General features: G+C 50.8%; 21 protein-coding genes and 1 pseudogene. 5 read left to right on the top strand and 17 right to left on the bottom strand.

The genetic code is table 11. From position 1 onward, the window contains the following. Positions 1-59 precede the first annotated feature (59 nt). Both clpP and KD909_RS04400 read left to right on the top strand, forming a co-directional pair. Positions 60-635, top strand: coding sequence for an ATP-dependent Clp endopeptidase proteolytic subunit ClpP (gene clpP, locus KD909_RS04405; protein WP_012726916.1), 576 nt, complete (start codon positions 60-62; stop codon positions 633-635). 155 nt (positions 636-790) lie between these two features. After that, the gene (locus tag KD909_RS04400) at positions 791-3556 is read left to right on the top strand and encodes a putative bifunctional diguanylate cyclase/phosphodiesterase (RefSeq protein ID WP_211782508.1); all 2766 of its coding nucleotides are present in this window, start codon (positions 791-793) and stop codon (positions 3554-3556) included. Between the two features lie 143 nt (positions 3557-3699). On the opposite strand, the pseudogene KD909_RS04395 reads toward KD909_RS04400, so the two are convergent. The 14 genes and pseudogenes from KD909_RS04395 to hprK form a co-directional block, all read right to left on the bottom strand. Beyond that, positions 3700-5045 (bottom strand): annotated as a pseudogene (locus KD909_RS04395) (IS1182 family transposase); the annotation flags it as partial. A 328-nt stretch (positions 5046-5373) separates the two neighbouring features. Next, on the bottom strand, positions 5374-6069 hold the full coding sequence (locus KD909_RS04390; protein ID WP_074036291.1) for a MerR family transcriptional regulator: 696 nt from the start codon (positions 6067-6069) through the stop codon (positions 5374-5376). A 56-nt stretch (positions 6070-6125) separates the two neighbouring features. Beyond that, complete coding sequence (locus tag KD909_RS04385; RefSeq protein WP_236548933.1) at positions 6126-6569, bottom strand: hypothetical protein; 444 nt, start codon at positions 6567-6569, stop codon at positions 6126-6128. An 89-nt stretch (positions 6570-6658) separates the two neighbouring features. Next, the gene (locus KD909_RS04380; protein WP_012726919.1) at positions 6659-7174 is read right to left on the bottom strand and encodes a DUF2179 domain-containing protein; all 516 of its coding nucleotides are present in this window, start codon (positions 7172-7174) and stop codon (positions 6659-6661) included. Between the two features lie 93 nt (positions 7175-7267). After that, complete coding sequence (locus KD909_RS04375; RefSeq protein ID WP_012726920.1) at positions 7268-7504, bottom strand: hypothetical protein; 237 nt, start codon at positions 7502-7504, stop codon at positions 7268-7270. A gap of 86 nt (positions 7505-7590) precedes the next feature. Then, positions 7591-8544: a DNA-binding protein WhiA gene (gene whiA, locus KD909_RS04370; RefSeq protein ID WP_012726921.1), complete on the bottom strand. Its 954-nt coding sequence runs from the start codon at positions 8542-8544 to the stop codon at positions 7591-7593. A gap of 34 nt (positions 8545-8578) precedes the next feature. Further along, positions 8579-9574, bottom strand: a complete 996-nt coding sequence (gene yvcK, locus KD909_RS04365; protein WP_012726922.1) for a gluconeogenesis factor YvcK family protein — start codon at positions 9572-9574, stop codon at positions 8579-8581. A 1-nt stretch (position 9575) separates the two neighbouring features. Continuing rightward, complete coding sequence (gene rapZ, locus KD909_RS04360; protein ID WP_078147308.1) at positions 9576-10448, bottom strand: RNase adapter RapZ; 873 nt, start codon at positions 10446-10448, stop codon at positions 9576-9578. Positions 10449-10568: 120 nt separating this feature from the next. Then, on the bottom strand, positions 10569-11522 hold the full coding sequence (gene trxB, locus KD909_RS04355; protein WP_012726924.1) for a thioredoxin-disulfide reductase: 954 nt from the start codon (positions 11520-11522) through the stop codon (positions 10569-10571). Between the two features lie 68 nt (positions 11523-11590). Beyond that, positions 11591-13063 (bottom strand): tetratricopeptide repeat protein, encoded by a 1473-nt coding sequence (locus tag KD909_RS04350; protein WP_047795083.1) that lies wholly within the window; start codon positions 13061-13063, stop codon positions 11591-11593. Between the two features lie 294 nt (positions 13064-13357). Beyond that, positions 13358-13840, bottom strand: a complete 483-nt coding sequence (locus KD909_RS04345) for an acyltransferase (RefSeq protein WP_031422866.1) — start codon at positions 13838-13840, stop codon at positions 13358-13360. Beyond that, a complete protein-coding gene (ppaX, locus tag KD909_RS04340; RefSeq protein WP_012726927.1) occupies positions 13833-14483 on the bottom strand; it encodes a pyrophosphatase PpaX in 651 nt (216 codons plus the stop codon). The genes KD909_RS04345 and ppaX overlap by 8 nt, the downstream gene beginning before the upstream one ends. Next, entirely contained in the window at positions 14483-15301 is an 819-nt protein-coding gene (lgt, locus tag KD909_RS04335; RefSeq protein WP_211782506.1) for a prolipoprotein diacylglyceryl transferase, read from the bottom strand. Before lgt ends, ppaX begins: the two co-directional genes overlap by 1 nt. A gap of 2 nt (positions 15302-15303) precedes the next feature. Next, on the bottom strand, positions 15304-16239 hold the full coding sequence (gene hprK / locus KD909_RS04330; RefSeq protein ID WP_211782505.1) for an HPr(Ser) kinase/phosphatase: 936 nt from the start codon (positions 16237-16239) through the stop codon (positions 15304-15306). A 148-nt stretch (positions 16240-16387) separates the two neighbouring features. Here hprK and KD909_RS04325 point away from each other — a divergent pair, with 148 nt between their 5' ends. Beyond that, complete coding sequence (locus tag KD909_RS04325) at positions 16388-16744, top strand: hypothetical protein (RefSeq protein WP_012726930.1); 357 nt, start codon at positions 16388-16390, stop codon at positions 16742-16744. A 36-nt stretch (positions 16745-16780) separates the two neighbouring features. On the opposite strand, the gene KD909_RS04320 is transcribed toward KD909_RS04325, so the two are convergent. The 3 genes from KD909_RS04320 to uvrB form a co-directional block, all read right to left on the bottom strand. Further along, a complete protein-coding gene (locus KD909_RS04320; protein ID WP_012726931.1) occupies positions 16781-17950 on the bottom strand; it encodes a DUF4097 family beta strand repeat-containing protein in 1170 nt (389 codons plus the stop codon). Positions 17951-18015: 65 nt separating this feature from the next. Continuing rightward, positions 18016-20889 (bottom strand): excinuclease ABC subunit UvrA, encoded by a 2874-nt coding sequence (uvrA, locus tag KD909_RS04315; protein WP_211782504.1) that lies wholly within the window; start codon positions 20887-20889, stop codon positions 18016-18018. Then, positions 20890-22860, bottom strand: coding sequence for an excinuclease ABC subunit UvrB (gene uvrB / locus KD909_RS04310; protein WP_012726933.1), 1971 nt, complete (start codon positions 22858-22860; stop codon positions 20890-20892). A 461-nt stretch (positions 22861-23321) separates the two neighbouring features. On the opposite strand from uvrB, the gene KD909_RS04305 reads away from it, so the two are divergent. Both KD909_RS04305 and glpK read left to right on the top strand, forming a co-directional pair. Then, the gene (locus KD909_RS04305; RefSeq protein ID WP_012726934.1) at positions 23322-24029 is read left to right on the top strand and encodes an MIP/aquaporin family protein; all 708 of its coding nucleotides are present in this window, start codon (positions 23322-23324) and stop codon (positions 24027-24029) included. 28 nt (positions 24030-24057) lie between these two features. Then, entirely contained in the window at positions 24058-25575 is a 1518-nt protein-coding gene (gene glpK, locus KD909_RS04300) for a glycerol kinase GlpK (protein WP_012726935.1), read from the top strand. Positions 25576-25634 lie beyond the last annotated feature (59 nt).

Raw genomic sequence — 25634 nt, 5'->3', positions numbered from 1 at the left:
ACCATCATTGACTATACAGGTATGATGAAATTACAACCTACATAAAGGAGGCAGATTCAATGTTAATTCCAACAGTTATCGAACAGACAGGCCGTGGGGAGCGCGCGTATGACATCTACTCACGCTTGCTTAAAGACCGCATCATCCTTCTCGGAAGTGCGATTGACGACAACGTCGCGAACTCAATCGTCGCACAGCTCCTCTTCCTTGCAGCTGAGGACCCAGAAAAGGACATCTCACTCTACATCAACAGCCCAGGTGGTTCGATCACAGCGGGTATGGCGATCTATGACACGATGAACTTCATCAAGCCGAACGTGTCGACGATTTGTATCGGAATGGCCGCATCGATGGGTGCCTTCTTGCTCCAAGCCGGTGAAAAAGGAAAACGCTTCGCATTGCCGAACGCAGAAATCATGATTCACCAACCGCTCGGCGGCACACAGGGCCAAGCGTCAGACATTAAGATTCACGCAGAACGCATCATCAAGATGCGCGAGAAGTTGAACCAAATCATGGCAGAAAATACTGGACAGCCACTTGAAGTCATCGAGCGCGATACAGAGCGTGACTACTTCATGGCAGCTGACCAAGCGAAAGACTACGGTCTCATCGACAAAGTCATGACACGTTAATTTTCCGAAAGACACACAATCCTAATTGGATGTGTGTCTTTTTTATTGACTTCTGAAACCTGCAAATTAAAAAGATATTGACCCTATTTTCTGAACAAGAGACCTATAATAAATAGGAATATATAGATAATGTAGACCAAATCGGGAGGTTTATTTTGAAAAAATTATTACATTTCAGTTCAATTATTCCGTTTGATGATTCGGATAATCATACTTCATTACTGGAATATTGGATGCATTCACCTGAAGCCCTATGTGCTCTTACTAAAGATGATGAAATTTGGTTCGTCAACCCTTCGTTCGAAAAGTTGCTTTCAGAATCCATCGAAGAATTTTTTGAAATACTGTCAAACGAATTGGACCCTTTTGCGGAATCCATGACTTCGTTACACGATGGGATTCAAGTTCGTCTTCAACCGTCGAATCGTCTATTTCAATTGATGTCCGTCCCTATTTCTGTTCACCCTGAGATTACCTTAGTGTTCTCGGTGATGGAGCGAACATATGAAAATGAGCTCGCACAAGAACGTATGCGCTTTGATGCTTATCGTCAAGTCTTCGGCGACATTCACGGTCTCGCCCTCTTTGAGTTCAATTTAGAGACTCACTATTTCGAGACATTTGGATCATTGAAAGATATGTTCGGACTTAGCACTATTTCATCGGATACACATACACCGCTACTCTTCAAACAGTTACTCCATCCAGATGATTTAAATGTGTATTTAAAGATTCTTGGTGAGTTGATGATCGACCCTGAGATTGAGATGCGGGAGTCTGTTGTTCGAATCTTTCATTTAGAAGAATCGCAATACCACCATTATGTCGTACGTAGCCATTTATCTATGGATCGAAAACTACTTACATGCGCGGTGATGGATCAATCGGTCTACCAAACTGACAATGAGAAGATTGAGAAATTCAATCAGTTTATCGAAGCCGGGATGATGGAGTTTGATTTTCAGAGCGATACGTTCCAACACATTTCTCCTGGCCAATTCCGTATGATTGGATTTGAGATTGAGCCTTCTGATATCACGCTCGAATTTTGGAAGCAGTTTCTTCATCCAGAAGATTTGGAACTACTCACCTCATCACGTCATGAGACGTTACAAGGAGAATCCGCTACTTACATATATCGCGTTTATGTAAAGGATGAATTGAAGTGGGTGGAAGAAAAGCGTGAACCTATCTGGGATCAGAATAAAAATGTAACCGGTTACCGCTCCTATTTGAAAAATATTACGCGACTGCAAGAACAGGAGCAAGAAATCACCACATTACGGACAGTTGACCCGATTACGGGAATTGCCAATCGAGATACGTTAAAGACACATATCGAAGAACTATTAGAAGAGGCGCAATCCGTCACGATGATTGGAATTTCCTTCAACCACTATGCGGAGGTCAAACAAACACTAGGCTTTGAATTAGCAGATGAATGGAATGCCGTAACGATCGGCACGCTCCAACCTTACGTTCCTGATGATGCCTTATTAGCTGTCATTCATGAAGATTTATATTGCATCGTGATTCCTAGTTATTGGACCGATGAGAGAGTCCGGCGTTTCGGTGAAAAGTTGACCACCTTGTCCGAACGCGCTTACAGCATCAGTGAGTATGAAATCTTCCCACACGTTTCCGTCGGTGTCTGTCGCTCCCCACATGACGGGATGACGGCGAACGAACTGATTGCCCATACCGTTCAGGTGACGAATCACGCTTACACACAGGGACATTCCAATCTGGCGTTCTATTCATCGAGCGTTGACTTGCCATCCTTGCGTCGCTATACGTTGATCAATGATTTACGCACCGCCATCAAAAATAGGGAGCTGTTTGTTGTCTATCAACCGAAAGTCCATGCGTGGACCGGTGAAATTGTTGGCGCTGAGGCACTGATGCGCTGGACACATCCAACTTGGGGACCCATCTCGCCTGCTGAATTTATTCCGTTGATTGAGCACAACCAACAGATTGTGGAATTGACGGACTTTTTAATCGAGGAAGTCTGTCGATTTATGAATCAGCTTCCGACATGCATCCCGATTTCAATAAACATTCCGGCTTCCTATTTCTATCTAGATAACTACATGCAACAAATTCAACAATCCTATACGAGACACAACATCCTACCTCATTATTTAGAAATCGAAATTCCAGAATCGACGCTATTGGAGAACCGAGATCGAATGAAGTCCGTGTTTGAGACATTGAATGCATTCGGCATCACCGTGTCATTTGACGACTTCGGTACCGGTTATTCTTCACTCGCGTACGTACAGGATTATAATATCCAAATCATGAAGATCGACCGAATTTTCGCACACGGCATTCATCAAAATGTGAAATCACAAGCCATCGTCCGTAGCTTGATGTATATCGCAAAAGAATTTGGCATGGATATCGTCGTCGAAGGTGTAGAATGTTTCCGTGATTTGAATTGGTTGCGGGACCATGGTGTCCAAACGATCCAAGGTTATCTCTTCAGTCCACCAGTCGAGAGCGAGCAGATGATTCGTCTCCTTGATCAAACGTATTTGCCTCCGACGGAACTGAGTTCACTCGAGGGCCATACGATGCTGATTCCCGTTCAAATGATTTTTTCTCGCATCCAATCGTTCACGTCCGATTTGGGTCGAGCACCTGCTCTAGTGTCGATGGAAGATCGTAAGTCGTTCAAATTATATACGACCTTGTTTTTACCACCGAACGATTTTTTACAGTTCTCCATTCTGATGAAATCGCAGGACCAACCGATTCCTGTCAACATCATCGGAACTCCCGACTTCGAGGACGGGATTTACACATATGAATTAGAGCCAATTGAACAGAGTTTACTAGAGGGCGCTACTGAGCACGCCTTCCATCTCACTCCGGAGCAAGCTAAAAATACGTTACATCTCCATCATTTTCTCTAAAAAAAGAACGCATCGATGGATGCGTTCAGGCTGTTGACGAACCAAATCGCATATGGCGATTTGGTTCGTCTTTTTTTATGTTCAACGAGCTTGAGGCGTTCTGCCCGACAAAAGATTGAAGAAATGTTATGTAGACGGTCCTTTCTGGCCAACAGGTTGGCCAGCTTCTTCATGTTTTGTGCGGTGGCTGCCACCAGATTGGCGCGTTGGACCTTCGCGGTCCCCCTGTAGAAGGTGAAACGGAGCCCGTGGAGCTCTTTCCCATCGGCGAACGAGCGCTCGACGGTCTGCGGCCGCAGTCGGTAGAGGGATTTCCCGGACGCGGACAGGCGGTTCTCGTTCACCTGCTCGCGGTAATGTTCATCGACGTGGCGTGTGATGTCCCTTCGGTGCGTCCGGCTGGACGTGCACTTCTCGAGGAGAGGGCAGTTCTGACAGATGGAGGGGTCGGAGACTTAATGGTGATAGCCGTGGCGGTCCGTCGTCTGATAGGTGAGGCGCTGTCGCGCCGGACAGAGATACGCATCTTCCTCGGGCAGGTACGTGTACCGGGTCTTGCGGAACATCCCCTTCTTCCCACCGAAACGCCTCCGGGCGATGACCCCGAAGATGCCCCGTTCGACGAGCGCCTTCGCGATCCCGGTCGTGAAGTAGCCTGCATCGAGTGCGACCGCCTCGAGCGGGAAATGGAAACGTTCGAGGACATGGTCGAGCCGATTGAGATAGACGGTGCTGTCCGAGACGTTCCCGGGTGTGACGTGTACATCGACGATGAAATTGTGCTTGGCGTCGACCGTCCGATGCGCCAGCCAGAAAAAGCCTTCCGGCTTCTGGTCACGATACATGTATCCCGCATCCGGGTCGGTCCGGCTCACCTTGACGAGCCGGCACTCCCTCTTCTCAGATGCCGGTTTCAGTTCTTTTTTCCGCGTTCGGCCCGTTCCTCGTTCACGCGGGTGAGAAGCTCGTCCTCGATCGCACCGACGACCCGTTCGACCTCGACCTTGTCGAATTTCTTCTTGTTCGCGTTCGCCCGGATGTGCGTGGAATCCGTGATCAGGATGCGCCCGGAGACGAGACCGTGAGATTCCGCCTGTCGGACGATGTCCTCGAAGATTTGTTGGAACACGTCGTTCCCCTGGAAGCGTCGGCGGTAGGCCTGGCTGATCGTCGAATGGTCGGGAACCTTCTCATCGATGCCGAGACCGAGGAACCAGCGATAGGCGAGGTTCGTCTGAACCTCCCTCACGGTCTGGCGCACGGAACGGATGTTGAACAGGGGTCCGAGTAGGATGATCTTGATGATGATCTCCGGATCGATGCCGGGCGTACCGGTGTTCGAATAGAGCGGGGCGCAGAGCCGGTGCACGATCGAGAAGTCGATGTGACGGTCGAGTCTCCGGACGAGATGATCCTGCGGGACCAGCTGGTCCAACGTGGTCTTGGACTGGATCGGTTCATGTCGTTTCTCAGAATGGGCGCGATACATATCGGGTTCCTCCTTTTGATGACGGGCGAACTTGGTGTTTACCTTCTTCTTTCCCCGTTTGTAAGGGTTCGAAGTATGTATCGGGCTTTTTCTTCGGCCATCGAGGCCTCAGAAAAAGACAAATGGCCGCCAAAGGTGGCGACCATTCGTGTGACTCGTCCCACGGCGCCCCGACTCCTGCAGGAAAGCAATCCGACGGAGACCCAGCAGCGACCTGAGTCGCGATGCGGCTCCGGGATTGCCTGCGGAAAGCGTGGGCGCCGGAAGGACGAGTTCGAACATCTTATTTGTCAACAAGCTGAACGCATCGATGGATGCGTTCTTTTTTCTATTCGATGGGCATCCAAATCTCAATGATGTCGTCCGCTCCACCTTGACCGTGAATATAGCGCTCGAAGTCGACCGCGTCTCGTAGCGTCACATCTGGAACGTTTACTAGCTGCTCATACGTAGACGGAATCATCGGGATGCCTCCCTGCACCGTCGCGACGATATAGTTCCCTTTCGTCAGTTCGACACTTCGCGCACTTTCTCCCGACACCGGCTTCGTCATCCCCGCGACATAACCGTTCTCCTGCGGGAGACAGACCCCGTACGATTCGTCTGTCGTCAATTCTGGTTGAAGCTTGGCCCACATGTTCGGAATCTCCTCTAACGTACCACCATATCCATAGACGGAAATGGCTTCATTCAACATCTCATATCGAATCTTCATGTCGTTCCCTCCTGATTGCATCAATCGAATCTGCCTCTCGATTCGATGAAGTCGTTCGATTTCTGCCTGGACTTCATCCAATCGTGTTTCTAGTAATGTATCAACCGGTAGACCCGATTGAATTTGTTCTAGACGGAGTCCAATTTGACGTAATCGTTTGATTTCACTTAACCGTCGAATCTCTTCCATCCCGTACATTCGATACTGATTCTCGGTCCGCGTCGGGCGGACCAATCCGCGCGCTTCATAAAATTTGATCGCCTTGACCGACAATCCGGTCACATGGGCGACTCTTCCGATTGGAATCACGGTTTCCCCACCTCCTACTTTCACTGTACAGTTGCCCCTTAGAGGCAGGTCAACCATTAGTTTTCAGGGACCCGGACACCGAAGACGTATCGGCTATCTCCTTGCGACCACTCTCCGCCGACTTCATAGAGATAGATGCCCGGCTCATCCGGAACGACGAGTTCGGAAGAGACGAGTTCCCCATCCTCGATTCGATTGAAACTCGATGTCATCGGTTCTGCATGATAGACGACATCGATCCGGTCTCCCGGTTTGACAGTGATCAGTTGAAGATCGTCCGCTTCCGGTAGTCCGTAATCGGCGCATGTCGCTTGATTGCCGGTCTCCCAACAGTACGTCGATTGTTCCACTTCTGCCGATACCGAACCAACCCGAATCGTTGGAAGCGGTGGCTTGACACTGTCCTCTCCATCCCCAAATAAGGTCATGGCGAAATAAACGATTCCCGCCCCGACAAGTACAAACAGTAAGATCATCCACACACGCCGATTTCGTTTCACGGTCTCATCTCCTTTCTTCACTAGTTCCCTATCACGAGATAAAATCCCTACTCTAACAAAAAAAGACCCACGTCCGTGAGTCTTGTGCGTCATTTCGGGCGACGCAGTCCTTTCATCATATAACCGCCTTTGAAGTCGATTGGGTCAAATGCGACGAGGAACGCTTTCGGTTCATGCTTCTCGACGAGTTCACGCAATTCTTTCATCCGGGTCCGGGCCGCCAATACGTCAAGACGGTAACGGACCCCGTCACGTCCTTGCCCTTGATAATGCGTAACTCCATATCCGTTGTCACGCATCTGTTGGATAAGCTCCGCCGGATATTCTTTCGTATGGACTTGGATCATGTTGTAACCGATGGCGAGTTTTCGTTCGACGAAACCGCCAAGTAAGATCCCGAGCCCGAAACCGACCGCATACACGATCATCCCGACCGTCGTCAGATCCTGGAACACGATGCCGAGCGCGAAGATATAGATGAGCGTCTCTAGCGTTCCGAATAGACCGGCGATGACGGTCTTCCCTTTCACGAGCATGATCGTCCGGAGCGTCAACACCGGAACGTAGATTAGTTGTAGCAGTAGGATGAGTAAGATTTGACCCATTTGATCGACCTCCGTTCCAATTCATTATCACCACTATTCCAAATTTCTTAGAGAGATGCAACTAAAAAAGGCTGACCGCAGTCAACCTTTCACTTAGTTATCTAGATTCTTTACGCTCGTGAGCAACTCGTAGTCTTTACGAATGACTTCGTAGATTGCGTTCTTGTCCCCGTTCAACAACTCTTCTGCACGAAGCTGGTTCAGGAAGAGGCTTGTGGCAAACGTGACGAGTGCACTTTTCGGAATCCCGATTTCTTTGGCACGCTCTGTGATGACCTGGTCGAGCTTAGCGTCGATCGTGAGCGATAATCTTTTCTTTTCATTCGACATAATGATGAAGCTCCTTTAATTCGCTATTCATAAAACCTATACACAATTGCTTATTATATAGGAAGAATGGTTTTGGCGCAACCGCATCACGAGGATGCGATTTCATCGCCACTGCGCACGCGCTCAGCAATCTGGTCAATTTTACGAAGTCTATGGTTGATTCCTGACTTCGAGATTGGACCGGACTCGAGCATCTCCCCGAGTTCTTGTAACGAGACGTCTTGATGCGTGACGCGCAGTTCGGCGATTTCCCGCAATTTTTTCGGTAAGACGTCGAGTCCGACCGTCCGTTCCAAGAACTTGATGTTCTCGACTTGGCGCAATGCCGCACCGACCGTCTTGTTCAAGTTGGCCGTCTCACAGTTGACGAGACGGTTGACGGAGTTCCGCATATCTTTGATGATTCGTGCGTCTTCAAACTCCAACATGCCTCGGGTCGCCCCGATCAGCTTGAGGAAATCTGAAATTTTCTCGCTCTCTTTCATGTACAAGATATGCCCTTTTTTCCGTTCGAGCGTCTTCGCGTTCAACTCGAACCGGTTCGCCAAATCACGTAGCGCCTGGTTATGGTTTTCGTACAAGCTATAGATTTCGAGGTGGTACGACGACGTTTTCGGATGGTTGATCGACCCGCCGGCGAGGAAAGCACCACGTAAATAAGCGCGTGCTAAATTCTCGTCCCCCGTCATATCCGAGTTCAGTGTTCGGATCATCTCGTAATTCTCTCCGAGGATCTCAAGGTCCCGAAGCATCGTCTCCGCATGCTGTGACACCCTGACGATATAGACGTTGTTCTTTTTCAAACGCATTTTCTTCCGTACAAACAAGTCTAGCGGATGGTCGTAAAGGCGTTTCATCAACGAGTAAATCCGACGGGCGATCGAGGCGTTCTCCGTCGAGACGTCTAAGGTCATGCCTCGCCCAAGGGCGAGCGAGATGACTCCGTTCATCCGAACGAGTGCCGACAGTTCCGCTTTCGCTTCCGCGTCAGTCACTTCAAGTTGTGTCAATTCCTTCTTCACATCTGATGCAAAGCTCATCGAGTCCCCCTCCTTTCTGTCTTTCCAACAATCTTTATTTCAGTTCCAATTCTTGAAACGAACGTGGCTTCTTGATACGGAGCACCCGCTGCATGACGAGTCCGGCGATGGCGTCGGAATCATGACGGATATACTCCCGGTTATAGTCGACGATGTCCCCAGCGAGAACGTTCGTCCCATAGTTTCGGAGTTTCTTCCGATCGAAGCGGACCTCTTCCGACCCGTCCTCACGGTAACGCTCCAAATACTCTTCTTCAATCGGCTCGTTGTTGACGACAATCGTGTCGATCGATGCCTTCCCAAGGTACGACTCGATGACTTTTAAATGTTTCATCGCGTCATAGCCTTTCGTCTCACCTGGTTGCGTCATGACGTTACAAATATAGACGACCGGGACTTTCGAGCGGATGATGGCTTCCCGCACCGCCGGGATGAGAAGGTTTGGAATGATACTCGTATACAGGCTTCCTGGACCGAGCACGATGACGTCCGCCGATTCAATCGCCTCGACGACGCCCGGGGCCGGTTCAATGCCTTCCTCGAGTAAAAACATACGCTTGATCGGTTGCTCATGTAGCGGAATCTTGGACTCCCCTTTGACGATGGTGCCGTCCTCGAACTCGGCGGCGAGGGTCATGAGCGTCTCTGTCACTGGCAACACTTTCCCTTGTGCGTTCAAGAGTTGCGACATGACATCGATTGCTTTGACGAACGAACCCTCACAGATGTGAGTCGCTGCCGTGAGCATCAAATTTCCAAGGGAATGTCCTTCTAATCCATATCCCGTATCGAAACGGTATTGCAAAATCTTATCCATTAACGGCTCAACTTCCGACAACGCCAAAATGACGTTACGGATGTCGCCAGGGGGCAACATATGGAACTCGTCACGAAGACGTCCCGAGCTCCCGCCGTCGTCCCCGACGGTGACGATTGCCGTGATGTCGAGCGGATAATGTTTCAATCCACGGACGAGAGTGGACAACCCTGTCCCTCCGCCGATGGCGACTACTTTCCGGTCTCGTCTCATGTCACTTCTCCTTCGTCGCGTGAACGAGGTCGCGGTGGACCGTCTTCACGTTATAGCGATCAGCAAAGTGCTCCGACACTTTCTCAGCGAAGGTGATCGACCGGTGTTTCCCACCGGTACAGCCGAACGCCACGACGATTTGCGTCTTCCCTTCCCGTTTATACTGCGGAAGGAGGAACTCGAGCATGTCGATCAACTTCTTATAGAACGCTCGCGCTTCCGGGTGCGACATGACGTACTCTTGTACTTCTGTCGTCTGACCCGTGAGCGGACGGAGCTCAGGGATATAGAATGGGTTCGTGATGAAACGGACGTCGAACAATAAGTCGATATCGAGCGGCACCCCGTGTTTGAAACCGAACGACATGAAGTTGACTGTGAACGGGATCCGTTCTTCGTTGAACTGTTGGAGGATGCGGTCCTTCAACATTTGTGGCTTCAAGTCGCTCGTATCATACAACGTGTGGGCCCGGTCACGGAATCCTTCTAACAGTTCGCGCTCCATCTTGATGCCGACGAGCGGCGCATCTTCCGGTGCGAGCGGATGGGACCGTCGCGTCTCCTTATAACGGCGAACGAGCACGTCGTCCCGCGTCTCTAAATACAACAGGTGCGGATGCACGTTCTTCTTTTCCAAATCGTCGATGACGATGAACAAGCTATCGATAAAGTCTCGTGTCCGTGTATCGATGGCGACCGCGATTTTCGGTCGGACCGAGCTGATGACATCAATCAATTGTGGTAAGAGTACCGGTGGCAAGTTGTCGACACAGAAATAGCCGAGGTCCTCGAAACTATTCATGGCGACCGACTTCCCAGCCCCGCTCATCCCACTGATGATGATCAATTCTTCTAATCCTTTAAAGTCTTCCATCTCGCTGACGCCCCCTTAAAATTGACAACCGAGCCGTGTGTGTAGCTCTCTTCATCTAGTATAACGAACGTCCGAAAAAAAGAGAAGGACCGCGGTTCCCCGCAGTCCTACCTTCTTGAATCATGCGTTTTGTTCTTGCAGCGATTCGAGGAGTCCCTCGATGAAGTGTTGAGCATTCTGAGCGGCAATCGATCCGTCGTTCGTCGCTGTGACGACTTGACGAAGCGTTTTCTCGCGAACGTCGCCGGCAGCGAAAATCCCTGGGATGTTCGTTTCCATCGCCTCGTTCGTGACGATGTAGCCTTGCTCGTTCGTGATGCCGAGGTCTTGGACGAACCCTGTGATCGGGTTCATGCCGATATAGATGAAGACGCCGTCGATCTCGTGGTCTGTCTCAGTCCCGTCAATTGTGCTGACGAGACGAGCCCCACCGACTTTTCCGTCTTTCTCTGTGATTTCTTTCAATGTGTGGTTCCAAATGAAATCGATCTTCTCATTATCGAACGCACGTTTTTGAAGAATCTTTTGCGCGCGGAGCTCATCGCGACGGTGAACGATCGTCACCTTGTTCGCGAAACGTGTCAAGAAGACACCTTCTTCGACGGCTGAGTCGCCACCACCGATGACGAATAAATCTTTCCCTTTGAAGAATGCCCCGTCACATACCGCACAGTACGATACGCCACGGCCGCCGAGCTCTTCTTCACCCGGTACGCCGATTTTCTTATACTGAGCACCAGAGGCGAGGATGATCGCACGCGCTTTATAGTCACGGTTGTGCGCATGGACGATTTTATACTCTGTTTCATCCGAGATGCGTTGCACGTCCCCATATGCATATTCCGCTCCGAACGCTTTCGAATGGTCGAACATCTTCTGAGACAAGTCAGGACCCAGGATGCTGTCATAGCCCGGATAGTTCTCGATGTCTTCCGTGTTAGCCATCTGACCACCCGGAATTCCGCGTTCGATCATAAGTGTTGAAAGGTTCGCACGTGAAGCATATAGCGCAGCGGTCATTCCGGCAGGACCGGCACCGATGATAATGACGTCATAAATTTTTTCTTCTGTCATGTTGATTCCACCTCTGCAAGAAATTGATTGCCTTTAGTATAAGAAACCTATAAGGGTATCGTCTATCTTTATGCTTGTTCGAGTGTCCGTTTGAACGAACGAACCGTGTCAGTCAACGTGTCGACCGAGAGATGGAAGGCATTCGCACAATCTTCGAGAATCAATGCGTCCCGTTTCGTATAAAACATCCAGACGAGCGCAGCGGCCGATGCCGTTACGTCCATGAATGATTCATCAGACAAGAGAAGCATCGCAAAACGCTCATAGAAGTCGCCCTCTAGGCTCATCCGTTCCGCTTCGGATACATGTGCTTCAGCCAAGACGAGCGCATCAAACGCACGCTTGATCCGGACGTCTCCGTTGAACGGTTGCTGACAAAGGTCGGCACGACACATCTCCGCGAATGCCCGGACCGTCTCATTTTCCGTCACGGCATTCGTGAGCGCGAGCGCTTCGAACGCTTCGTCATCTTTTAAGTTGGCGATGATTCGGATGATCTCGATTCGAGCTAAATCGCTCTCTTGACGCAATCCTTGGACGAGTGCCGAACGAAATTCGAGGTTTTCTCGGATGTCGAAGCTCTGTTTCTCTTCGAACTGTTTCATCTCTTCATTGTTCAAGTAGGTGGCTGCCTCTTCAAGTCGTCCTGTCTTGTAGGCAGACACGCTGAGCCAATGCCCGAACAATGGGTCCCCACGGAATCCGCGATCTTTCAATAGACGCAATTCTTCATACGCACGGTCGTAATGTCCGACGAGCGCGAGTGTCGTCGCCAATTTATAACGTAAGTCAAATTGGAGTGGACGGACACGCGTGAGTGGTGTCGACAACTGCATCGCCGCTTCCGATTGACCCGCTTCATGGAGCAAGAGGATCGTGTTCAAGATCGCATGCAAGTTGCCCGGATTTTGGTCGAGCACGTATTCGAGCGTCCGGAAGGCGGCTTGGTCATCGCCGAGATAAAAACTGACGACCGATAGATTGTTGTATGCCGGCCAAAACGATGGATATTGACCGATGAGACGCTCGAGTGTCGCCTTTGCCGCAAACAATCGTCCTTTGTCGATTTGACGCTGCGCTTCCGTATGCCATGTGATCAATTCGTCTTCTTCCTCGTCCTCGAGCTCTTGTTCGAGTTCGATCAGTTCAAGAAGGGATTGCACGGCTTCCGTGTAGTGACCTTTCGTGTCACGGGCGAGATATTCGGATGCATAGTTCGCCGCTTCTTCATATTGAGAGACATAGGCACAGTTGCTTGCTAAGTGATACAGTGCCTCTGTTGCGGTCTCGTCGAGCTCTAATACTCGTTTCCACACGTCATTGGCGTGGTAGACCTCCCCTACTTCAAATAACAGTTCTGCGTACTGTTTATGATAGTCGACGCGATGCGTGGCTGCCGCTGTCGCTTCAGCCATGAAAAAAGTCGCTTCATCCAGGCGACCTTCACGTAACGCACGACGACCTCTATAGTAGTGGAGCTCCGCAGCGAGCGGAGATTCTGGTTCGGGTAGCGTCATTACTGCTTCATAGTTCGCTTCCATATTCTAAATCCTCCACATCATCTCTAAATCTTTTTTTAGTTGCAGGGATAAGAATACCGCACTCGAACAACGAGGGCAACTGAAAAAGTTAAAAAAAATTGCGACTATATTCCCTCTATAATGAATATTTTTTACTAAGTTCAAAAATTGTTTTTGAACGAAAATATGATGGATTCATTTCTGTACATTTATCCGTAAAAAAGCGGCATCTCCTTTAAAAAAAGTGATACCGCTCAAGTATTCTTGATCTTGTATGAACAAAATGCTCATGAAAACATTTTGCGAAAAATTGTGTCAAATATGTGTCAACGATTGAAGCTTCGAACCGATGACCCGTTCTCCCGGTAAGACGTCACGGTGCACAATCGCTCCCGCACCGATGACGGCACCGTCTCCGATGGTCACACCCGGCAGGATGGTCACGTTCGCACCGATCAATACGCCATCACCGATGATGACGTCCCCGATCCGATACTCGTCTACGAGATACTCATGACAGAGGATCGTCGAATTGAAGCCGATGACCGTATTGCGACCGATCGTGATGCGTTCCGGGAACATGACGTCCGGTGTGACCATGAGAGCAAGGGCGCTATACTCCCCGATATTCATTCCGAGGAACGTCCGGTAAAGCCAACGTTTCGCCTTCACCGACGGGAAGTAACGCCCGATCAGGACGACCGCCGTGTTTTTGAAAACACGCAGGAAGCGAATCGTCTGATACATTTGCCAAAGCGGATTCGGTCCCTCGATATGATACCGTGTCGTCTTACGCATGAATGCTGACCTCGTCTAGCCACGCCTCGAAATGTTCCATCGAGTCGATGATGACGTCCGGTTCGAGCGATTCGAGGAATGGACGCCCTTTGAGGGCCCAGCCGACAGCGACCGTCTTCGTTCCGGCATTTTTACCACTGTAGATATCCGTGTCGTTGTCTCCGACCATGACGGCGCGTTCTGGTGACGAACCGAGCGCCTTGAGCGCACGTTCGACCGGTTCGGCGTGAGGTTTTTCGTTCTCGACGTCATCCGCCGTCACGACGACGTCAAACAAGTGGTCGATGTTGAACAATCGAAGCCCGCGCTCGACGACCGGACGACCTTTCGACGTGACGACGCCCATCTTGTACCCTTTCGCATGGAGGCGGTATAGCCCCTCGATGACCCCTGGATACTCTGCGACGAGTTGGTCATGCATGGCGATGTTGAAGCTCCGATAGAAGGCTTGCATCTCTTTCCATTCCGGTTCGTTGAGTTCACGGAACGACTTTTCGAGCGTCGGTCCGATGAATCGATAAATGTCTTCATCCCGATACGTTTGCTCGGGGAAATAGTAGTCGAACGTATGGCGGAAGCTCGCGATGATGAGCGGGTTCGTATCGAGTAATGTACCGTCTAAATCAAATAAGAGCGTATCCATTAATCAAACAATCCTTTCTCTGATGGGTCATTGTAACGTTTCGCTTTGCGACGAAGAATCATCATGACGATACCGAAGAGGATCAAGGCGATCGACACCATTTGGGCCGTACGCAAATCTCCTGACATGAGACTGTCCGTACGAAGTCCCTCGATATAGTAGCGACCGATCGAGTACCAGATGAGGTACGACAAGAAGATATAACCACGTCGTGGATTGCCAATCATGCGCCACGCGACGAGAAGGATGACCCCGATGATATTCCATACACTTTCATATAAGAACGTCGGGATATAGTAAGCCCCATCGATATACATCTGATTGACGATCCAGTCTGGCAGCATGAGCGTATCTTGCAAGAAGCTACGCGTCGTCTCACCACCGTGCGCCTCTTGGTTCATAAAGTTTCCCCAACGCCCGATGGCTTGTCCGAGAAGAAGTGATGGCGCCAAGATGTCCGTCACTTTCCAGAACGACATCGACTTTCGCATACAATAGACGATGACGACAAGGAGAGCACCGAAGATGGCACCATGAATGGCGATTCCGCCTTGACGGATGTCGATGATCTGTCCGAGGTTCTCTGAATAATAGTCCCATTGGAACGTCACGTAATAAATGCGTGCGAAGACGATGCTGATCGGAATCGACCAGATGACGACATCCACGAGTCGTTCCGAATCATAATTGATACGTTTTGCTTCGTATAAGGCGAGGACGAGACCAAGCATCGCCCCGAAGGCGATAATCATGCCGTACCAATAGATTGGCAGAGAGCCAATCTCAAACGCCACACGATCAAATGTCGGTTCTACCATGCTCACAAGTCTCCTTCAGTATCCTGAATCGCGTTCGCGAGACGTTCCGCGAACTCTTCAGCCGTATTGATTCCCATATTTTGCAGACGATAGTTCATCGCGGCGACCTCGATGATGACTGCCAAGTTTCGACCAGGTCGAACGGGGATGGTCAAGAGCGGAACTTCACTGTCGATGATTTTCATCGTATTGTGGTCGAGTCCGACACGGTCGTATACCTTGCCCGCGTCCCAGTTCTCCAAGTTGACGATGAGGCTGATCTTTTTATGCGACCGCACCGCCCCCGCACCGAACAACGTCATGACGTCGATGATGCCGATTCCACGAATCTCGAGCAGGTGACGAATGAGTTTCGGCGCCGATCCGACGAGGAGCTGGTCCCCCGTTTGACGAATCTCGACCGAATCATCGGCGACGAGGCGGTGACCCCGTTTGACGAGTTCAAGTGCCGTCTCCGATTTCCCGACACCGCTCTGGCCCTTGATGAGGACACCGACACCGTAAATGTCGACGAGCACGCCGTGCATCGCCGTCATCGGTGCGAGTTCCATCTCTAGGAAGTTCGTGATTTGTGATTCGATTGAGGTCGTCACCGCATTCGTCCGCATGAGCGGGACGTTTGCCGCTTCCGCTTCTTCTTCGATTTCCTTTGGAGTATCAAAGCCACGCGTGATTAAAATTCCTGGCGTCTGTTCCGTACACAAGATTTTAGCTCGTTCACGACGCTTCTCTTCCGAGAGGCTCGCATAGAATGTCAACTCCGTCTTCCCAAGCACTTGCAAGCGGTTTTTGGCATAGTGCGTATAATAGCCGGCAAGGACGAGACCCGGTCGACTCAGGTCTGGTGTTGCGACCGGACGATGAAGTCCTTCTTCTCCCGCAATGACTTGAAGTTTAAAACGCTCAACGACTTGAGCGGTACGTACGATATTTTGCATCAGTATCTGCCCCTTTCACGCTCATTATTGTATCATAGCTCTTTCTAAGACGGGTTAGGGAAGTGGTGAAGAACGTGTCAAAAAATTGTTGAAACCATCCTATTACGCCGTTCGTATGTAGGGTATAGGCTTACTAGGAGGTGGAATAATGGAAGGTTTATTCGGAATTGTCATCTTATTTGCGCTAGTGATTGGAATTGGGTCACTCGTTTACATCATCAAATCATTGATCGATATGTGGAAAGAATATGCCGCGACGAAAAACGAGACGATCTTACTCTTGTTCATCTTGAACATCATCGGTTTCTTCTTGTCCGGAGCGCTCATCTCCATGATTGTCGCCATCATCTTCTACTGGAATCGCTCGAAGTCGATGCGCCTACTTGGAATCATTCTCTTGATTGCCGGACCGGTCCTCTTCATCGTTTTTGCTATCAGCGCCTTCACTTTGTTTGATACGCAGATGATGGATTGGCAACAGATGGAGTATGAAATGAATCTATAATCAAAAAATCCCGAAGGCGGCGCCTTCGGGATTTGCTTATTGTTGATGGAACGGATTGTTCAAATCGCCCGGGTCGACGGGATCGACCGGGTCAGCCGGTTCCACTTTATCCTCATCGAGGAATGTGGACGGCGTATAGACCGAACCGTGCTCCAAATCGATCGTACCGGTACGCGTCCCCGCCTCGACTTCGATGCGAGGGGTTTGACCGCGACCTGACAAGAATTCCAGACGACGCTGTGCGACGTCCTTGCGGTCACGGATGATTTCGAGCTCATCGAGCAAGCAGTGCAGACCACCGAAGTTCGTCTCGAGCTCCCCTTCGACCTCGACGCCGTGTGGTAACACGAGTCGAATGTTTCCGGCGAGTGACGCGAGTTCAAACTTCGCAGGACGAGCTGTCGCCAGTTCCGCACGGATGTTTCCGTTCCCGGTCTTGAGGGAGGCTTTATCGTACTTCCCACCGACGATGACGGCACCGTTTCCGGTCCGAACGTGAACGAGTTCCGCTTCGACGCCTTCGACCTCGACCGTCCCATTCCCTGTGTTCAGTAAGAGTTCCGACGCATGCACGTCATGGAGCACGACACGCCCGTTTGCGGTTTGCACACGGACGTTCTCGACATCGAGACCATCGGCCCGGACTTCACCGTTCAACGTCTGAACGAGCAGGTGGTTGAAATGGTGGTGCGGGACGTACAGCTCCACGTGGGCCCGGACGAGCTTGTCACGGAGCGAGACGACGAGACGATCCCCAATGACAGAATGCTTAACCGCAGACTGTAACTGTTCGAGCGCCTTATCCGCGTCTTGTTGACGAAGCGGACGACCGGTGACAATCAGTTCACAATCCTCAGCATCAGACGAGACGATCGTCGCCGACGCATTGAACAGATCGAGCGAGATGTCGCTACCTGTGAACGGGAACGACTTTGAATACGTCACTTCCGGACCAAAGTTCGAGCTGAATGAAAAGTCGCTGTCGCGAAGTTTCGTCACGAGCCCCTCCACTGCAGATGTCAGTTTCGTTGTGAGCGATTCAACCGAATAGGCATCGACCTTTTCTGTATCCTGTCGCTCTTCAAGCGCTTGAACCTGTTCCGGTTCGAGTCGTTCGAGACGTTCGAGTTGCGTCATCGCCTCCTCGATCGTCATCTTGCCTTCCTTCACTTGCTGGAGAATTAGTTCACGCATTTCTTGTTTCACGTTCGTTTTCCCCCTTCAATTTGGTTGCACGTCAATTACCTTCCCGTTTCTCACCATTTCTATACTTATTTCTTTTTTCCTGCTTTCGGTTTCACTCGTGCTGCATCTCGTTCGAGAACCGGCTTCAAATACTTACCGGTATACGAACCGGACACTTCCGCGACTTCTTCTGGTGTCCCCGTCGCGACGATGAGTCCGCCACCGTCTCCACCCTCCGGTCCGAGGTCGATCAAATAATCGGCCGACTTGATGACGTCGAGGTTGTGCTCGATGACGAGCACCGTGTCCCCGTTCTCGACGAGGCGTTGCAACACTTTCAACAAGCGCGCGATGTCGTCGACGTGGAGACCGGTCGTCGGTTCGTCCAAAATATAAATCGTCTTCCCGGTCGACCGTTTATGAAGCTCCGAGGCGAGTTTGACACGCTGGGCTTCCCCGCCGGAGAGCTCCGTCGCCGGCTGCCCGAGTTTCATATAGCCAAGACCGACGTCATAAATCGTTTGAATCTTCCGCTTGATTTTCGGAATCTTGTCAAAGAAGTCGAGACCTTCCTCAATCGTCATATCGAGAACGTCTGCAATCGTCTTCCCTTTGTACTTCACTTCGAGCGTTTCCCGGTTATAGCGTTTCCCGTGACAGACCTCACATGGGACATAGACGTCCGGCAAGAAGTGCATCTCGATTTTGATGATCCCGTCCCCACGGCATGCTTCACAGCGTCCGCCTTTCACGTTGAAACTGAAACGCCCCTTCTTGTAGCCACGCATCTTCGCTTCGTTCGTCGAGGCGAAGACGTCGCGGATATCATCAAAGACGCCCGTATACGTGGCCGGGTTCGAACGAGGGGTCCGTCCGATCGGGGATTGGTCGATATCGATGACTTTATCGATATGCTCGAGCCCTTCAATCTTCTTGTGTTTCCCTGGCTTCGCTTTCGCCCGGTTCATATTGTGCGCGAGCGATTTGTAGAGAATCTCATTGATGAGTGTCGATTTACCCGATCCCGAGACCCCTGTTACGGCAACGAACATCCCGAGTGGAATGGACACGTCGACGTCTTTTAGGTTGTTCTCTTCTGCTTTGACGATCTTTAAGAAACGCTCGTCCGGCATCTTCCGTTCAGCCGGAAGCGGGATGAACTTCTTCCCGGCAAGATATTGACCGGTGAGTGAGTTTTTATTTTTCATCAGTTGTTTCGGTGTCCCGGCCGCGATGACCTGTCCGCCATGTTCCCCGGCGCCCGGTCCGATATCGATCAAGTAGTCGGCTTCCATCATCGTGTCCTCGTCATGCTCGACGACGATGAGCGTATTGCCGATGTCCCGCATCTGTTTGAGCGTCGCAATCAACCGGTCGTTATCGCGTTGATGAAGACCGATGGACGGCTCGTCAAGGACATACAAGACACCCGTGAGACGAGACCCAATTTGTGTCGCGAGACGAATCCGCTGTGCTTCCCCACCGGAGAGGGTTCCTGCGGCACGAGAGAGCGTCAAGTAGTCGAGACCGACGTTATTCAAAAAACTGAGTCGTTCCCGAATCTCTTGGAGGATGAGACGGGCGATGGCGATCTCTTTCTCGCTCAACTGCTCGTTGAGTCCTTCAAAGAACGCGAGTGCGTTCACGACCGATTTCTCCGTCACTTGCCCGACGTGCTGACCCGTGATCTGGACGGCGAGCGACTCTTCTTTCAAGCGATAGCCGTGACATGTCGGGCACGCATGTGTCGCCATGTACATTTCCATCTGCTCGCGGATATAGTCGGATGTCGTCTCCCGATAACGGCGCTCGATATTTCGGAGCACCCCTTCAAAGAAAATGGTATTCGTCCGCACTTGACCGAAGTCGTTCTCGTAGCGGAAGAGGAACGATTCCTCCGAAGACCCGTTCAAGACGAGGTCCTGGTCACGCTTGGATAGGCGTTCGAATGGCACGTCCATGTCGATGTTGAAATGCTGGCACATCGCAGCCAACAGTTGTGGATAGTACTGGGAACTCGTCGGTTGCCAGGCGGCAATCGCCCCCTCTTTCAACGTCTTCGATGGGTCCGGGATGACGAGTTCTGGGTCGACGTCTAGTTTCGTCCCAAGACCGTCACACGTCGGACATGCCCCGAATGGTGAGTTGAACGAGAACATGCGCGGCTCGAGTTCGCCAATGGAGAACCCACAGATTGGGCAGGCATGGTGTTCACTGAAGAGGAGCTCGGTCCCGTCCATCTTGTCGATGATGACACGGCCGTCTGCGAGACGTAATGCCGTCTCGAGAGAGTCCGCAAGACGACCTTCCACATCAGGTCGGACGACGAGACGGTCGACGACGACCTCAATCGAATGCTTCTTGTTTTTATCGAGCTCGATCTCATCCGTCAATTCAATCGTTTCACCATTGACACGGACGCGGACGAATCCTTCTTTTTTCAGAGAGTCGAATACTTTCACGTGCGTCCCTTTTCGACCCGATACGATTGGCGCGAGAATCTGGAGTCGCGTCCGTTCCGGCAATTCCATCACCTGGTCGACCATCTGCGAGATTGTTTGACTCGAGATTTCGATACCGTGGTTCGGACAGACCGGCTTCCCGATTCGTGCGAACAGCAGTCGGAGATAGTCGTAAATTTCGGTCACCGTTCCGACTGTCGACCGTGGGTTACGACTCGTCGTTTTCTGGTCAATCGAGATGGCCGGACTGAGCCCTTCAATCGTATCGACGTCTGGCTTATCCATCTGTCCGAGGAACTGACGGGCATAGGCGGATAAGCTCTCGACGTACCGTCGCTGTCCTTCCGCATAAATCGTATCGAACGCAAGTGACGATTTCCCGGAGCCGGACAAGCCCGTCAAGACGACGAGCTGGTCACGTGGGATATCGATGTCAATATTTTTTAAATTGTTGACGCGTGCCCCTTTGATGACAATCGCATTTTTCTTTTCAGCCATTTAATTCCCTACCTTCAACTCCAAGATTAAGTCACGCAATTCGGCCGCGCGTTCGAACTGGAGGTCGCGTGCCGCTTGCTTCATTTCTTCTTCCAACTTGGCGATCGCCGCCTCGCGTTCGGCCGGCTTCATCGTACTGAGCGATTCGAGTGCTTCCTCTTCCGCTTCGACCGTCGCCCGAATGACCCCTCGCACGTCCTTTCGAATCGTCTGCGGGGTGATGCCATGTTCTTCATTATAAGCCTGTTGAATTGACCGACGGCGATCCGTCTCTTCGATGGCACGCGCCATCGAGTCGGTCATCTTGTCCGCGAACAGGATGACGTGTCCGTTCGCATTACGCGCCGCTCGTCCAATCGTCTGGATGAGCGAGCGATCGGAACGAAGGAATCCTTCCTTGTCCGCATCGAGGATCGTCACGAGACTGACTTCTGGAATGTCGAGACCCTCCCGCAACAAGTTGATCCCGACGAGTACGTCATACTTCCCGAGTCGAAGGTCACGAATGATTTCAATTCGCTCGAGCGTCTTGATCTCAGAGTGCATGTAGTTGACCTTGATTCCCGCTTCACGCAAGTAATCGGATAGGTCCTCTGCCATCTTCTTCGTGAGCGTCGTCACGAGTACCCGCTCGTCACGCTTGATGCGTTCGCGAATCTGATCCATCAAGTAGTCAATCTGACCTTTGATTGGATGAATCTCGATTGTTGGATCAAGTAAACCGGTCGGACGGATGATTTGCTCGATCATGTTCGGTGTATGTTCGAGTTCGTATGGACCTGGTGTCGCCGAGATGAAGATTGCTTGTGAGACTTTCTTCTCGAACTCATCAAACTTGAGCGGACGGTTATCCTTCGCCGAAGGGAGACGGAAACCATGGTCGACGAGCACTTGTTTCCGTGCCTGGTCCCCGTTATACATGCCGCGTACTTGTGGAAGCGTCACGTGCGACTCATCGGCGACGAGTAAGAAGTCTTCCGGGAAGTAATCGAGTAGCGTGTACGGGGTCGAGCCTTCCGGCATCAAGTTCAAGTGGCGCGAATAGTTCTCGATTCCTGAACAATACCCCATCTCACGCATCATTTCCAAATCGTAATGCGTTCGTTGCTCGAGTCGCTGCGCTTCAAGCAGTTTCCCTTCTTCTCGAAACTTCTCAAGCTGTTCCTCGAGTTCCGCTTCGATGTTGACGATTGCCTTTTGCAATTTTTCGTCACGTGTGACGAAATGGGATGCCGGGAAGATGGCGACGTGGTCACGGTCTGCGATGATTTCCCCCGTCAACGGGTCCATCTCCCGGATGCGGTCGATCTCGTCCCCGAAGAACTCGATGCGCATGCAGTGTTCATCACGCGACGCCGGGAAGATCTCGACGACGTCCCCACGGACACGGAAACGTCCACGTTGGAAGTCGATATCGTTCCGTTCATATTGGATGTCGATGAGTTTACGTAACATCTCGTCACGCCCCATCTCTTTCCCGACGCGAAGGCTCAAGACGAGGCTCCGATATTCTTCCGGGTTACCGAGACCATATATACAGGAAACGGATGCGACGATGATGACGTCATCGCGCTCAAAGAGAGCCGACGTCGCCGAGTGACGCAGCTTATCGATTTCATCATTGATCGACGCATCCTTCTCGATGAACGTATCCGTCGACGGCACGTAAGCCTCCGGTTGATAGTAATCATAATAACTGACGAAGTACTCGACGGCGTTGTTCGGGAAGAACTCTTTGAACTCCGAGTAAAGCTGACCGGCGAGCGTCTTATTATGGGCGAGGACGAGTGTCGGCTTCTTCACTTCTTGGATGACGTTCGAGACAGTGAACGTTTTCCCCGTACCCGTTGCCCCGAGGAGCGTCTGATACCGGTCACCTCGATTCACACCTTCGACAAGCTGTCGAATCGCTTCAGGCTGGTCACCCCCTGGTTGAAATTCAGATTGTAATGCAAACGGAATCGATTCCATAAGATACTCCTCACCTTCTCATTTCATAAGTGTCTTGATTATACCATAGACACGAACAAATATTCGCTTATCAGCTTATAGACTAATGCATTTCATTTCTATTTTCATTCGATTCATTGTCCATTTCTTTTTCCTTTACTGTCTCAAAAGAAACATCTAGTTCCATCCAAACTATCACATCAAGATTTCAATACAATCACTTTTGTGGCATAAGGGATTGCACGTGATCGATTGGACTATGTCCCTATGTGAATTGGAGTGCTTGAAATACGTAAAAAAAACATCCACTTCGTGAACGTTTCGCTCTATCCTTGAACTTTTTTGTGAAGTTTACAGCTGTAAATGTGAACATTTATAGGAATAAAGTAGGATTTTTGAAAAACACTGTTTTAAAACGCTTACATTTTGGGCATATAATGAAGTGGTAAGTCAATTTGATAAGGGAGAAAGGGGAGTATCACATGTCAGCATTTGTCAGTGAAATTATTGGTACGATGCTATTGATTCTGCTCGGTAACGGTGTCGTCGCCGGCGTCGTCCTCCGCCATTCAAAAGCGGAGAGCGCAGGTTGGGTCGTCATCACCTTTGGTTGGGGATTCGCCGTTATGATTGGGGTATACGCAGCTGGAATTTATGGAGGAGCGCATTTGAATCCTGCTGTCACCGTCGGGTTGGCTACAGCAGGCTCATTCCCTTGGGCTGATGTGCCGGCTTACATCTTGGCGCAATTTATCGGGGCGTTCATCGGGGCCGTCCTCGTATTTCTACACTACAAGCCACATTATGATGTGACCGAAGATGCGGGACTCAAGTTGGCCACGTTCTCCACTGCGCCAGCCATTCGTAATACGCCATTTAACTTGATCTCGGAAATCATCGGTACGTTCGTCCTCGTGTTTGGGATTTTATCATTTGGAGCCAACACGTTCACAGACGGCTTGAATCCGCTCATCGTAGCGTTTCTCGTTGTATCAATTGGTATGTCTCTTGGTGGACCTACCGGTTATGCGATCAACCCGGCACGTGACCTTGGACCGCGTATCGCTCACGCCGTGCTCCCGATTAAAGGAAAAGGCACATCAGACTGGGGGTACTCATGGATTCCAGTTGTCGGTCCGATTATCGGTGCTGTCATCGCCGCACTCGTTTACGGCATTCTCGTCCCTTAACACATAATTTTGAAGGAGGAAATCACATATGGCGAAAGAAAAACGTTATATTTTAGCATTGGACCAAGGAACGACAAGTTCACGGGCAATCATCTTTGATCATGATGGAAAAATTGTCACCGTCGCACAGCGCGAATTCAAACAATACTTCCCAAAACCAGGCTGGGTCGAGCACAACGCCAATGAGATTTGGGGCTCTGTCCTCGCCGTTATGGCGGAAGCGTTCGGTTCTGCTGATATCGACCCGAATGAGATTGCTGGAATCGGGATCACAAACCAACGTGAAACAGCTGTCGTCTGGGAAAAAGAAACAGGACGCCCTGTCTATAACGCCGTTGTCTGGCAATCCCGTCAAACCGCCGACATCTGTGAAGAGCTGAAAGCAGCCGGTCATTCCGATATGGTCCGCGACAAAACAGGTCTCCTCATCGATGCCTACTTCTCAGGAACAAAAGTCAAATGGATTCTTGACAACGTCGAGGGTGCACGTGAAAAAGCTGAGAACGGCGAGCTCCTCTTCGGGACAATCGACACGTGGCTCATTTGGAAACTCTCTGGTGGAAAAGCACACGTAACCGATTACTCGAACGCATCGCGTACACTCATGTACAATATCTACGAGCAGAAGTGGGATGACGAGTTACTCGACATCTTAACAGTGCCTAAATCCATGCTTCCTGAAGTCAAACCGTCAAGTGAAGTCTATGCGAACACGATTCCATACCACTTCTTCGGATTCGAAGTGCCGATTGCCGGAGCCGCTGGTGACCAACAGGCCGCCTTGTTCGGACAAACGTGCTTCGAAAAAGGTGAGGCGAAAAACACGTACGGAACGGGTTGCTTCATGCTCATGAACACGGGAGAAGAAGCCGTCAAATCCGATCACGGTCTCTTGACGACAATCGCATGGGGCTATAACGGGAAAGTAGAATATGCGCTCGAAGGATCAATCTTCGTCGCCGGTTCGGCGATCCAGTGGCTCCGTGACGGATTGCGGATGTTGAAATCAGCGAAAGACTCGGAACAGTATGCGACACGGATCGAATCAACTGACGGTGTCTATGTCGTTCCTGCCTTCGTCGGTCTCGGTGCCCCGTACTGGAACTCTGACGTCCGTGGTGCCATCTTCGGTCTCACGCGTGGGACAGAGAAAGAACAGATGGTCCGTGCGACAATCGAGTCACTCGCTTACCAGACACGTGACGTCCTCACGTCGATGGAGAGTGACTCAGGCATCAACTTGAAGACGCTCCGCGTCGATGGTGGGGCCGTCAGCAACAACTTCCTCATGCAGTTCCAATCGGACATTCTCAATGTTCCGGTCGAACGTCCTGAAGTGAGTGAAACGACTGCACTCGGTGCCGCCTACTTGGCGGGTCTCGCCGTTGGATTCTGGAAAGACCAAGCCGAAGTCAAAGACCAGTGGAAACTCGACAAGAAGTTCGATCCGAACATGGACGAGTCTCACCGTGAAGCCCTCTACAAAGGATGGCAACACGCAGTCGAAGCCACAATGGCATTCAAACCTTCAAAACTTGAAGTATAAGACGAATGGGCATCCTTACGGGTGCCCATTTTGTATGCAAAAAAGAGTATCCAAAACGG

The sequence above is a fragment of the Exiguobacterium sp. PFWT01 genome (genome assembly GCF_018255795.1).
Taxonomy (GTDB): domain Bacteria; phylum Bacillota; class Bacilli; order Exiguobacteriales; family Exiguobacteriaceae; genus Exiguobacterium.
This window is presented reverse-complemented; position numbering and strand designations above follow the sequence as displayed.

Coding starts and splice junctions, on each gene's coding strand:
- KD909_RS04380 (WP_012726919.1), bottom strand. CDS start 7,174: ATGGGTCAAATCTTACTCATCCTACTGCTACAACTAATCTACGTTCCG.
- whiA (WP_012726921.1), bottom strand. CDS start 8,544: ATGAGCTTTGCATCAGATGTGAAGAAGGAATTGACACAACTTGAAGTG.
- rapZ (WP_078147308.1), bottom strand. CDS start 10,448: ATGGAAGACTTTAAAGGATTAGAAGAATTGATCATCATCAGTGGGATG.
- trxB (WP_012726924.1), bottom strand. CDS start 11,522: ATGACAGAAGAAAAAATTTATGACGTCATTATCATCGGTGCCGGTCCT.
- KD909_RS04325 (WP_012726930.1), top strand. CDS start 16,388: ATGGAAGGTTTATTCGGAATTGTCATCTTATTTGCGCTAGTGATTGGA.
- ppaX (WP_012726927.1), bottom strand. CDS start 14,483: ATGGATACGCTCTTATTTGATTTAGACGGTACATTACTCGATACGAAC.
- yvcK (WP_012726922.1), bottom strand. CDS start 9,574: ATGAGACGAGACCGGAAAGTAGTCGCCATCGGCGGAGGGACAGGGTTG.
- KD909_RS04305 (WP_012726934.1), top strand. CDS start 23,322: ATGTCAGCATTTGTCAGTGAAATTATTGGTACGATGCTATTGATTCTG.
- hprK (WP_211782505.1), bottom strand. CDS start 16,239: ATGCAAAATATCGTACGTACCGCTCAAGTCGTTGAGCGTTTTAAACTT.
- clpP (WP_012726916.1), top strand. CDS start 60: ATGTTAATTCCAACAGTTATCGAACAGACAGGCCGTGGGGAGCGCGCG.
- KD909_RS04375 (WP_012726920.1), bottom strand. CDS start 7,504: ATGTCGAATGAAAAGAAAAGATTATCGCTCACGATCGACGCTAAGCTC.
- uvrA (WP_211782504.1), bottom strand. CDS start 20,889: ATGGCTGAAAAGAAAAATGCGATTGTCATCAAAGGGGCACGCGTCAAC.
- KD909_RS04345 (WP_031422866.1), bottom strand. CDS start 13,840: ATGCGTAAGACGACACGGTATCATATCGAGGGACCGAATCCGCTTTGG.
- KD909_RS04350 (WP_047795083.1), bottom strand. CDS start 13,063: ATGGAAGCGAACTATGAAGCAGTAATGACGCTACCCGAACCAGAATCT.
- glpK (WP_012726935.1), top strand. CDS start 24,058: ATGGCGAAAGAAAAACGTTATATTTTAGCATTGGACCAAGGAACGACA.
- lgt (WP_211782506.1), bottom strand. CDS start 15,301: ATGGTAGAACCGACATTTGATCGTGTGGCGTTTGAGATTGGCTCTCTG.
- uvrB (WP_012726933.1), bottom strand. CDS start 22,860: ATGGAATCGATTCCGTTTGCATTACAATCTGAATTTCAACCAGGGGGT.